Source organism: Neptunicella marina (assembly GCF_014270035.1).
GTDB classification, from domain to species: domain Bacteria; phylum Pseudomonadota; class Gammaproteobacteria; order Enterobacterales; family Alteromonadaceae; genus Neptunicella; species Neptunicella marina.
Genome location: NZ_JACNEP010000002.1, coordinates 374,582 through 386,287, shown reverse-complemented (window position 1 = coordinate 386,287; position 11,706 = coordinate 374,582). Strand labels below are relative to the sequence as shown.

Annotated in this window: 9 protein-coding genes; 3 read left to right on the top strand and 6 right to left on the bottom strand. The window is 42.8% G+C overall.

Annotated elements, in window-relative coordinates; genetic code table 11:
- Nucleotides 1-7: 7 nt before the first annotated feature.
- On the bottom strand, nt 8-1,027 hold the full coding sequence (locus tag H8B19_RS04130; RefSeq protein ID WP_186505513.1) for a glycoside hydrolase family 43 protein: 1,020 nt from the start codon (nt 1,025-1,027) through the stop codon (nt 8-10).
- A 51-nt stretch (nt 1,028-1,078) separates the two neighbouring features.
- Entirely contained in the window at nt 1,079-2,560 is a 1,482-nt protein-coding gene (locus tag H8B19_RS04125) for an MFS transporter (protein WP_186505512.1), read from the bottom strand.
- Between the two features lie 503 nt (nt 2,561-3,063).
- Between H8B19_RS04125 and H8B19_RS04120 the strand changes: the two genes are divergently transcribed.
- Nucleotides 3,064-4,470, top strand: a complete 1,407-nt coding sequence (locus tag H8B19_RS04120; RefSeq protein WP_241737481.1) for a sugar porter family MFS transporter — start codon at nt 3,064-3,066, stop codon at nt 4,468-4,470.
- 244 nt (nt 4,471-4,714) lie between these two features.
- Here the strand turns inward: H8B19_RS04120 and H8B19_RS04115 are convergent, their stop codons facing one another.
- The 3 genes from H8B19_RS04115 to H8B19_RS04105 all read right to left on the bottom strand — a co-directional run bounded on the left by H8B19_RS04115 (nt 4,715) and on the right by H8B19_RS04105 (nt 8,376).
- The gene (locus H8B19_RS04115; RefSeq protein ID WP_186505510.1) at nt 4,715-5,191 is read right to left on the bottom strand and encodes a hypothetical protein; all 477 of its coding nucleotides are present in this window, start codon (nt 5,189-5,191) and stop codon (nt 4,715-4,717) included.
- Nucleotides 5,192-5,331: 140 nt separating this feature from the next.
- Complete coding sequence (locus tag H8B19_RS04110) at nt 5,332-5,541, bottom strand: cold-shock protein (RefSeq protein ID WP_186505509.1); 210 nt, start codon at nt 5,539-5,541, stop codon at nt 5,332-5,334.
- Nucleotides 5,542-5,946: 405 nt separating this feature from the next.
- Nucleotides 5,947-8,376 (bottom strand): PilZ domain-containing protein, encoded by a 2,430-nt coding sequence (locus tag H8B19_RS04105; RefSeq protein ID WP_186505508.1) that lies wholly within the window; start codon nt 8,374-8,376, stop codon nt 5,947-5,949.
- Between the two features lie 188 nt (nt 8,377-8,564).
- Here H8B19_RS04105 and radA point away from each other — a divergent pair, with 188 nt between their 5' ends.
- The gene (gene radA, locus H8B19_RS04100; RefSeq protein ID WP_186505604.1) at nt 8,565-9,935 is read left to right on the top strand and encodes a DNA repair protein RadA; all 1,371 of its coding nucleotides are present in this window, start codon (nt 8,565-8,567) and stop codon (nt 9,933-9,935) included.
- Here the strand turns inward: radA and H8B19_RS04095 are convergent.
- On the bottom strand, nt 9,932-10,306 hold the full coding sequence (locus H8B19_RS04095) for a PilZ domain-containing protein (RefSeq protein ID WP_186505507.1): 375 nt from the start codon (nt 10,304-10,306) through the stop codon (nt 9,932-9,934). The genes radA and H8B19_RS04095 overlap by 4 nt on opposite strands.
- Before the next feature lie 251 nt (nt 10,307-10,557).
- Here H8B19_RS04095 and H8B19_RS04090 point away from each other — a divergent pair, with 251 nt between their 5' ends.
- Nucleotides 10,558-11,703, top strand: a complete 1,146-nt coding sequence (locus H8B19_RS04090) for an alpha/beta hydrolase-fold protein (RefSeq protein ID WP_186505506.1) — start codon at nt 10,558-10,560, stop codon at nt 11,701-11,703.
- Nucleotides 11,704-11,706 lie beyond the last annotated feature (3 nt).

Below are 11,706 nucleotides of genomic sequence, written 5' to 3'. Positions count from 1 at the left end.
TGATGAGTTATTGATCTTTGTATGGATTGATCGGGATAATTTTGCCGTTTTTGTCGTAGTGCAATTCAGTCATTTTCACTGAGCGTAAGTGAGTGACACCCTGCGACAAAATCGAGTCGTGGTAGAACAAATACCACTTATTTTCATACTGGCAGATAGAGTGATGGGTGGTCCAGCCTTCTACCGGGGTGAGGATTTGTCCCTGATAAGTGAAAGGGCCATACGGATTATCACCTGTGGCGTAACACAGGAAGTGAGTATCACCGGTAGAATAGGAGAAGTAATACTTGCCCTGATATTTATGCATCCATGATGCTTCGAAGAAACGCCTGTCGTTATCACCGGCTAGCAACTCATTGCCTTGTTCATCGAGGATTTTGATTTCGCGCGGCGTTTCGTCAAACTCCAGCATGTCATCGGTTAAACGTGCAACGATTGGACCCAGAGCCGGTTGATCTGCAGCAGGCTCGTCTGTATTCGCGTCGTACTGGTTATCACGGTAATTTTGTAACTGGCCGCCCCAAATCCCGCCAAAGTACATATAATAGCTGCCATCATCATCTTCAAATACCGCTGGGTCGATTGAATAGCTGCCTTTTATGGCTTCCGGTTGCGGGATAAAAGGCCCAACCGGTGAATCACCTACTGCAACGCCTATCTGGAAAATACCATCAGCACGTTTTGCCGGGAAATAGAAATAATACTTGTCACCTTTTTTGGCTGCATCCGGTGCCCACATTTGGCGTTCAGCCCAGGGCACATCTTTTACGTGCAATGCAACGCCGTTATCAACAGCATCTGCCTCTGGGTTATCCAGTGAAATAACATGGTAATCTTCCATGCCAAAATGATCGCCGTTATCGTTGAACGGAATACCGGCATCAATGTCATGTGATGGATAAACATAAATTTTGCCATCAAAAACATGTGCGGAAGGATCGGCGGTGTAAATGTGCTCAACTAAAGGTTGGGCTATCGCTTTGGCTTTCAGTTCGTTGTAATCAACGTTGTGATCGTTATCTGACATGTTTCTCTCTCAATGTTACTTAAAGTAAAGGCAGCCAGTGCTGCCTTTGATTTATTCTGCTAACTGGCTGCTGCGTCTGTCGATTAAGTCCTGTTCAATCTGCAGTTCCATTGTTTTGTTAATCTCATAAACAAACATAGCGGCTACACCCAACAGGAAGGGGATTGATGCATAAATACTCACTGCAGTCAGAATGCCGTGAATGGTCTCTGGTGATTGTACCGCCAGGTCGGCATCGTAGTTGTACATGGCTAAAATACCTGCCACTAGTGCGCCACCAATACTCAATCCCGCTTTTAATCCAAAGATCATGGCCGAAAAGATAATGGCTGTTGCACGGCGATTATTTTTCCACTCAGAATAGTCGGCCACATCAGCGATCATCGCCCACAGTAATGGAATGGTGATGCCGTAGAAAAAGCCATGTAATACCTGCGACAGGAATACCAGACCAATGGCATCACTTGGGTATACATAAAACAGCAGCATAAACAAAGTGGAAACCAGTAATGCGCTGGCGAATACATTGCGTTTGCCGTATTTGTCGGCAAGGCCTTTAGAAAAGCCGATTCCTACGATCATAAAGATAATACCGCCGGCGTTAAATAAACTAAAACCAGAGGTGGCCGCATCTTCTGGCCAATGGAATGTGGTCAGTCCCATGCTGGTTAATGCGCTGTTTAAACCCGCAATAAAACCATTAAAACCAATGTCGTTTAAGAACAACGCAATATCTGGTTCACTCAGGTAGTTCTCGAAATAATAAATATACATGCCGCCTTTAAGAGCCAGTGTGACAAACACCAGAATGGTCAACACTAACATCACTATCCACGGCTTGTTGGTAAATAAATCGACAAAATCCTGTTTAATACTACCGGTTTGCTCGGCGGTGGGGACCACTCGTTCTTTGGTGGTAAAAAAGGTAATCAGGAAAAAGATGATACCCACAACGGAGAACAGCGTCATGGTATTTTCAAATCCAGCAGCTTTGTCGCCATCACCCAAAATCAAAACTAACGGCAATAACAGTACCTGAATGATAAATTGCGCGACCATTACCGCCACAAAGCGGTAAGACGATAAGCTGTTACGTTCAGCCATGCTGCCGGTCAATACGCCACTCAATGCCGAGTATGGCAGGTTATTTGCGGAGTAGATGATAACCAGCAGGAAATAAGTCACGAAGGCGTAAATGACTTTGCCTTCCGGGCCAAAGTCAGGGGTACTGAACGCCAATAAGGCGATAACGCCAAATGGAATCGATGTCCATAAAATCCACGGACGAAATTTGCCCCAACGTGAACGTGTTCTGTCGGCAATCATGCCCATTACCGGGTTAAAAAATGCACCGGCGAGGCCACAGAAAAAGATAATGCTGGTGGCAGTCGACGCTGGTATTTTATAAACATCGGTGTAGAAAAACGCGATAAAAGTAACCAGGGTCTGAAATATTAAGTTGGCGGCTAAATCGCCAAGACTGTAGCCAATTTTTTCGACCACAGATAATTTATGTGAGGTGGTTGCTGTCATTGTTATCTTTTGTTGTTTTTACATCAGTCGGCATACTTTAGAGAAATTCAATCGTTAATATATTGTGATTTTAATTTTCTTAATTATTTTATGTGCCGGATAAACCGGGGTTTTAAAAAACAGGTGAAGCAATTTTCAGTGTGCGATTGGCTCCTCCTCGGACCTCAATATTTAAGCTATTGAACAAATAGCATAAAGTTAAAACCTGATTCCAGAATAATTCCGTTATATATCATATTGTTAATCTGAAAACGTTAGAGTGAAGGTAACATTTATTTAACACACTAATCTGGTTCATTGCGATTAATTGTGCCAAAGCGGCTAATGCAAGTCTTTGAGCCATTGTTGAAATTACAAGCTTGATGGTATGCTCGGCTGGATTTTATGTTGTTAACGAGTTGTTGTTAACAATCATACCGGTTAATTCAACATTTCCGGGTTGCATGGAAAACATCAGTGGTCGGCTCGCCGGCGAAGATGACACTTCTTTTGAGGAAAGTATTTTGGATAAGGTAGAAGAACAAAATAATACGCTGTTTATCGCGTTCATCAGTATCGTCGCCACCATTGGTGGATTTTTATTTGGCTTTGACTCCGGCGTCATTAATGGCACGGTTGATGGCCTGCAACAAGCATTTCAATCAGAAAGCGCAGGCACAGGGTTTAATGTATCCAGTATGCTTCTTGGCTGCGCAGTGGGGGCATTCTTCGCAGGGCGGTTAGCGGATAAATTTGGTCGCCGATCAATATTATTGGTCGCCTCTGTATTTTTTATTATTAGCGCCTGGGGCTCAGGTGTAGCCACTGGCTCTTTTGAATTTGTTATTTACCGTGTGTTAGGTGGCCTGGCTGTGGGGGCTGCGTCGGTGATGGCGCCTGCTTATATTAGTGAAGTGGCACCCGCGCGTTATCGCGGTATGTTAACCACGGTGCAGCAAATTGCCATTATCACCGGTTTGTTTATGGCTTTTGTCAGCAACTATATATTGGCCGATTTAGCAGGGTTATCTACGCAAAAATTATGGATGGATTATGAAGCGTGGCGCTGGATGTTCTGGATGGAATTAGCACCAGCTTGTTTGTTTTTCCTTATGTTGTTGTTTATCCCGGAAAGTCCGCGCTTTTTGGTGGTGTCGGGTCGTAAAGATGATGCAAAAGACGTTTTGCAAAAGCTATACGGCGATGCTGCTGGTGAGTCAAAAGTAAATGAAATTGACGCCTCTCTGGCAGCTGATAAACATCAGCCTAAACTGTCTGACCTGTTTGATAAAGTAACAGGCAAGGTACGTAAGATTGTCTGGGTAGGGATAGGCTTAGCGGCATTCCAGCAATTAGTTGGTATCAATGTGGTTTTCTATTATGGCGCCGTATTGTGGCAAGCGGTGGGTTTTGATGAATCTCAATCGTTGTTGATTAACGTTATCAGTGGTGCGGTGAGTATTGCCGCTTGTGTTATCACTATTGCTGTTATCGATAAAATTGGACGTAAACCACTGCTTAAATGGGGTTCAATTGGTATGTCAGTAACACTTGGCATTATGGTGTATGCCTTTATGAATTCTGACGTAGATGCCAGCGGCAACCTGGTGTTAGGTAGTATGGGCACCGTTGCGCTTGTTGCAGCCAATGCCTATGTATTTTTCTTTAATATGTCCTGGGGGCCGGTAATGTGGGTTATGTTAGGTGAAATGTTCCCTAACCAGATCCGCGGATCAGGTTTGGCTGTTGCGGGATTAGTACAGTGGTTTACTAACTTTGTTATTACCTGGACATTCCCTATGTTGTTAACCGGTGTTGGATTAGCTGGCGCTTATGGTTTGTACACTATAGCAGCGGTATTGTCGGTCTTATTTGTGATCAAGCTGGTACATGAGACCAAAGGTATCGAGCTGGAAGATATGCAAGGTTAATATTTAATGGGAGGCTTCAGTCGTTTTGCTGATGCCTCCACTTCTTTCCCGTCACTATTCTTTCCTTCTTTTAGTTAAACAATTCAATAACATTCTATGTAGTAGCTTGTGGCTGCTATTTGATGTGCAATGTATATCTTCAACATACAGTTTTTGCTCTGTGAGCAGCTGCTGTAAGCGATCACATTTGATTTCTACCGTAACAAAATCGTCAGGTGTTGCTACTTGCTGATCTATCGGCGGATTAATGAAGCTGTGATTTAGCAAAATTGGTATAGCTGACATGGTTGTTACTCCTCTGTTTGTGATGCCGTAAATCACAGGTTTGCAAACCTTTTTGCAGGGCCTGAAGACAATCTGTAATGAGCTGATTATGCTGAAGTGAGTGGTTAATGGTAAGTTGGAGCTGTAAGCGGTCAATACAACGCTGGTAGGTGCTGGCTCTGTCATCCAGTCGTCCTAACTGACCAAACCCTTTAGCGAGCAAAATACCCGAATGGGTAAAATTCAGAATCTGGTGCGCTAAAGGCTCAGAGGAGCCGGACAATATTATTTCCAGCGTTTCAAATGCACATCCACAGTAGGGCAGAGCACTGGTCCAGTCTCGTTGTTCAATAAAGTACTGCGCAGTATCTGCGGCATGGAAGTAGTGGCTCTCGGCGGCGCGTAAGTTCTGGCTTAACCATTGGCGGTGTGGGGGACATAAAAAGTGTGTATTCATCATTTCTCCTTAGTTAAATTTAAATTAACGTAAATGGGAATGATTATCAATACGGATTGTTGTTGGGCTCTAATTAAAATTAATGGCATAAAAAAACCCGCCGAAGCGGGTTTTAAGAAATTCGTTTAATCGTCTGTGTCTTACAGCGCAACGATGTTTTCAGCTTGAGGGCCTTTTTGACCTTGAGTTACAGTGAACTGAACTTTTTGACCTTCGGTAAGGGTTTTGAAACCAGTACCTTGGATTGCGCTGAAGTGAGCAAATACATCTGGACCTGATTCTTGCTCGATGAAACCAAAACCTTTAGATTCATTGAACCATTTTACAGTGCCAGTAGTTGTATCAGACATAATATTTTCCTATCTATTCATGAGTATTTTGCCCTTACGGGCGGGTTGTGCTGGAAGTGTTACTAATACTTATGAACTGCAGGACAAATACGACTAATACATCGAAAATGGTGCACATAAATATAAAACTTACTTTCAAGCTGATTGCATTATATACAGCCTGTACAAGTGGTCAATGTCTCTTGAGGCAAGAATTTTTCATTTTTTCATCGCTTAACTACCCGTATTACAAGGAAAAAATAATGATGGGCACGTTTATAGGGGGCTGCGTTGATAGTGACAATCAACTAAATGATTTGATCAGAGATAAAAAATAAATTTACTCATTGCAATAAAATGCGTCACAGCCGTTTAAAAAGTACTCCTCAGCTTGGATTAACGTCGGATTTTTGGGAAATTTACTTATTAAAAAACGCGTTCTTCGAAGCCATAACGCAATAATACTTCGCCGGTGATATCGATCAGATTGCCGACACCTGCCACACTCCATAAATGTTCTTCAAGTTGTTTTGCCTTGTGCATGGCATAAACACCAATGTAGTTCATTTCGGTGCGTAATAACTCTGTGTCCGGGCGTCCTGTTTTGGTTAAAAATACCTTAAGCGCAATAAATTGTCCGCCACCCAATGCCTGGGCGATAAATTCACGGCGTTTAGCGTCCTGGTCAAATTGTTCAACAAATTTAACTTTAAAGGATTGGAAATAATCTGTTTCGTCAGGGTTAAAGGCAATAAACAATTCGCGCATAATTGCCGGGCTATTGTTTTTAAGGGTTTTTAACGCTTCGAATAAAAAAGGTGGATTGGATGCCGCAAACAAGGGGTATAAATTAAGTGTGCCATATTCTGCCTGATGGGAAAGCGCAGGTAAGGCTGCATGGGCTTGATCATGAATATGACCTACCGCATCAGTGTGAATTTTTACTCCGTCCTTACCCAGGTAAAAAGGAATATTGACAATATTGGCCGCATACATATTACGTAAAGCTTCGCCGATTCCCGGATGCTCTTCGTTATTCATGTAGCTTTTGAGTTTGTCGCGGTTTGCTTTTATCAGCTGGTCAAAGAATAGCTGTGCGGTATTTTCCTCCTCATACTGAACCGCATTAAGGTGTAAAATAGTGCCTTCATGGTTGATATTCTTAACCTCATATACCAATCCATGTAGTGGGTATTTCTGACTAATTTTTTGCAGCTGTGGAAAGCTGAGCTCTACTTCATCAAAAATACGGCCTTTGAACGGCGTATCCAATTCAATTTTGACACCATGTACTGAGATGTCTTCTGTCACGCCCAATATTTCCTCACCATCAAAGTCCAGTTCAACTTTTGAACGTAACTGGAAGCGGTCTTCCGTACGTAAGTTCTGATACTTGAACCTGTGCATGGAAATGCTGTTTTCTGCTTCTACGCGAGGATGCGCAAAGGGTTTTATATTGGGTAGCATACTCTTGTTAAATTTGTATTTTTGATAGGCAATGGTATTCCAGTCTTCGGTAATATCCGTTAGCAATGCGATATATTTAAGACGAATTAATTTTGCCATTAATCTGGCTGGGGGCGGGGTATTAAGTTTTTTAACCTGTGGTCCCAGTTCATCCGGTAATGATAAAGGTGCAAAACTTTGTTCCGGGTTGATATCAAGCAGTTGTAATTTATACACGCGCCAGCTGGCTTTGCGGCTGCCATATCCCAAAAACTGTGTTTTAAGCAATTCCTGTTGATGCAGCTGATGTGCAGATGCTGAATAAAAAAAGGTTTTGCCCTTGTTGATCCGGTTGAAGGCATAAACATAAATTTCCCGCTGTTCCAGTAATTCGTTTAACCGTTGTTGATGGAAAAGGTGTTCAATTCGCAGTTGGCCACTTTCATCGCACCAGTAATGAAAATGTTCACGATTGCCATCGTTGGTCAGAGCAAACCGGGGTATCAGTTTTTCTTGTTGTTGTTCAATAAATACCGGTAACGAATTAAATTGTGGAATGTAATATTGCTCATATCCTTTTGATGTAATTGCCTCAATGGTATTTTCCATATTCACTTTATAGCGGCGTTTATTCCCTTGAATGAAGCGCTCAAGGAACGCATCAAATTTGGGTGTTTCATGAGTATGGGTACGGCACAAGGTTAATATCTGATCTTCATCTACCTTATCCACTGCTATGATTTCATAGGGAACGCCTTCAGCAATATTCATGCTGTTGTGATCAATACTCAGACCACGAAAGTAAATGTGTAATGATTCGTGTGGTTGAAATAACTGGCCACGGCGCACTTTGACTTTTAAACCATTTACCGATACATCCATGGTACTGGCGGCAGTGTGTTCATCAAACTGGTTCACCAGTTCGATATTGACCACAAAATTCATACGCTCTTCCTGGCGTTGACGATAAGCGCGGAAATTGATTATGCGTGTGGGGTAAGCGTGTTGCGCCTCTGCTGATGAACCAGGGGTAATTTGCTCACCATTGAGTTCTTTTTGGTGCATCACGCGGAAATTATTTTCGGTATTGTTAACCGCTTCGTACACACCAACAGTATAGTGACCAAAGGCGCGGATTTGGCGCTCAAACACTTCAATGGCAATGGGGTCTAAAAAATGGGTTAAACCTCCGTATTCATATGATCCGCAACGTCCGTCAACCAGGCCTCGTAAATCAATAATTTGCTCACAGGGGCGTGCTTGTCTGCGCAGCTCCATTTTTATCAGGAATCGTTTAGGTTTAGACACATTAGCGGCGATACTCGACAGCGTATTGTTAAAGTCAGGCTCATTGATAACAGGTTTTAACTGTTCAAGGATGTCCTGATATTGTTCAAATTCCTGCGCCATAGACCAACTAATTCTGCGTTAAAAATCCTGTTATAACAGAATGTTAAATTTAAAAAAGTGAAACCGGCGATTTTTTCCTTTTCGCGGTTTATTTGTGCGGTTCTGTGTCGTTATCGGCCAAAAAGCATCTTTCCGACAGTTATTTTGCGTTAGAATACCTGCATTATTAAATGATTAAATTTAAAACCATGGCAAAACGAAAAACGGCTTATGTGTGTTCCGATTGTGGTGCAGATTTTCCTCGCTGGCAGGGGCAGTGTAGCGATTGTGGTGCATGGAATACGATTTCTGAATTTGTGGTAAGTCCTGCGGCAAGTAAGCATACAGCTCAACGTCAGGGATACGCGGGACAAACCAGTGCCGAAGTACAAACGCTGGATAAAATTGATTTACAGGCATTACCTCGTTTTGGCTCTGGATTTAAAGAATTAGACCGGGTTTTAGGTGGTGGAATTGTTCCCGGTGCTGCTATGTTGATTGGTGGTTCCCCAGGTGCCGGTAAAAGTACCTTATTGTTGCAAACCATGTGTCATCTTGCTGACAAACAGGCTGCCTTGTATGTGACCGGCGAAGAATCGTTGCAACAGGTCGCTTTGCGCGCCAATCGTTTAAATTTACCTACCGATAAATTGCAATTGTTAGCTGAAACCAGCATCGAAACTATCTGTGATATTGCGCTCTCGGTAAAACCGCGAATAATGGTAATTGACTCCATTCAGGTGATGCATGTTGCCGATGTGCAATCGGCACCGGGCAGCGTATCTCAGGTGCGTGAAAGTGCAGCGTACCTAACGCGATTCGCAAAACAACATCATATTGCGATGTTTTTAGTCGGGCATGTGACCAAAGACGGCACCTTAGCCGGACCTAAAGTGTTAGAACACTGTATTGACTGTTCCATGATGCTGGAAGGAGAAAGTGACGGGCGTTTCCGTACTTTACGCGGCCATAAAAACCGTTTTGGTGCAGTGAATGAACTTGGCGTATTTGCCATGACTGGTGGTGGATTAAAAGAAGTCAAAAATCCTTCCGCTATTTTCCTGAGCCGTGATGAACAAGCTTCACCTGGTTCTGTGGTGATGGTGACCTGGGAAGGTACGCGTCCTATTTTGGTTGAAATTCAGGCATTGGTTGATTATTCACAAATGGCGAATCCCAGACGAATCGCTGTGGGATTAGAGCAAAACCGTTTAGCGATGCTGTTAGCGGTTATGCACAGGCATGGCAATGTGCAAATGAACGACCAGGATGTGTTTGTCAACGTGGTAGGCGGTGTGAAAGTGGCTGAAACCGGCGCTGATTTAGCCTTGTTGCTGGCGATGATGTCGAGCTTTAAAAATCAAACGTTGCAGCAGGATTTGATTGCGTTTGGTGAAGTGGGGTTAGCGGGTGAAATTCGTCCGGTACCAAACGGTACAGAACGTTTAATTGAAGCGGCTAAACATGGTTTTAAAAAAGCTATTGTGCCCTATGCCAATCGACCGAAACAACCCATTGAAGGCATGCAGGTAATTGGTGTCAAGCGCCTGAGCGAAGCGCTGGAAGCGATCTGGAATTAATTTTCCAGTTCGCACAGGTTGCGAAAGTTGCGGTGCAGTAGCGCATCATCCCCCATATTCAATTCAACTAAACGGCGTAACTGGCTGATGCTGTCCAGGTCAATCATTTCTGCGCCAATACCTATGGCGTCTTGATTGATATGACTGATTTTTCCGACGATTAAAATTGAATTGGAAAGCCCTTCAAGCTGAAATGTCACTAATAGATCCTGTTGCATATCTGGTTCAAAATCATCGGGACGCGCCACTAATACACCATGTAGCGATAGGTCAATGAGTTGACTCTGCCATTCATGAGTACCTTGCCTCAACTGTACCGGAGCTGAAAATACAATTCGGGTAAAACGTCTTTTATCCACAACACCATCCATCTAAGTCAACTCCAGTAAGCATAGCGTTGTCGGATAAATTATGCACAAAGTTTTTTAATATGTATTCCGCTGAGTATTTTAATTAATCTTTAAATAACAATGCGTTGGCGAGTTAAGCATAAAACGCTGTTATACCAATTGATATCCATCCGATCACCAGCAAAAAATCAGCTTTTTATCAGCTTTGCTTCCAGTTTTTAGGGATGCCAGATGTCACGCTGCACTCATTTAATCAAAACAGGAAAATTAAAATGAGAAAGCTATTTTTGTTGTTATTTGTTTGCTGTCTGAGTGTGAATACAACTGCGTCACCAATACAAACTATTGAGATAGACTCAAAAGTTGTGCGGCACAAATTAAATGTCAGCGTGTTGCTTCCGGATTCTTATCAGGCAGAGGGCGTAACAACTGAGTTGACTGAATTAAAACGTTATCCGGTGTTATATACACGTTCTAGCGATAGGCGGCTGGCGTTATTAAAAGCACAAGTGGACTGGCTGAGCCATGTGCAATTTGCGCCGTTTTTTGAATCCATTATTGTGGTGCTTCCTGACGTTGTGGATGGCGGTGATATGGATAAATTTGTCAAAGCCGCAGGTAGTGCAGATAAGCTCGCAATCGAAATTTATCAAACCGATATTATCCCTTATATTGATCAGCATTTTCGCACTCAGCCATTTCGCATGATTGAAGGCTTCTCTACCGCAGCTAATCAAATCCTGTCGATTTTTTTACAACAGCCGTCCTTATTTCACTTATATATGGCCTTTAGTCCCGCCCTTGCTTTGGATAAGAGTAATATTGTTAAAGGATTTCAGCATATAGGGCTAAATGAGGTGTATCGAAACCGCGCTTTGTATCTCAATTTAGGTAGCTTTGCCGAAAATCGTGAACCTTTTGAGCAATTAAAAAACGCCTTGGAAACAATGCAAACTCATCAATCAGGTTTAAAGATTTATACAGAGGACTTAAGCCAGCACAATTATTTAAGTGGGCCGGTAGTGGGGTTGGTGCATGCTGGAGAAAAGCTGTTGGCCGACCGCTTTCCTGCTATTGAGCAATTTGAACAGTCAGGTACAAAAGGTGTTAAGCATTATTTTACTGAGCTTGAACGCCGATATGGCTTTGAAATTAACAGTCAAAATAGTTTGATTGATTTGGCGTATTTTTATGTGTCTTTGCAACGATTTGATGATGCGCAAAACGTGATGCTAGAGATGCTTCAGAACGAACCAACCAGCGTTTTTTTACACACCCGATTAGCCGATGTGCAAAAGCAAAGTGGTAATCTCGTTCAGGCAAGGGAAACCTTAAAACGCGGTTTAACGCTCGCACGACAGGCTCAAAATACGGAGGCGGTTTCTTATATTCAGGCACGTATAAAAGAACTGAATTAGCGC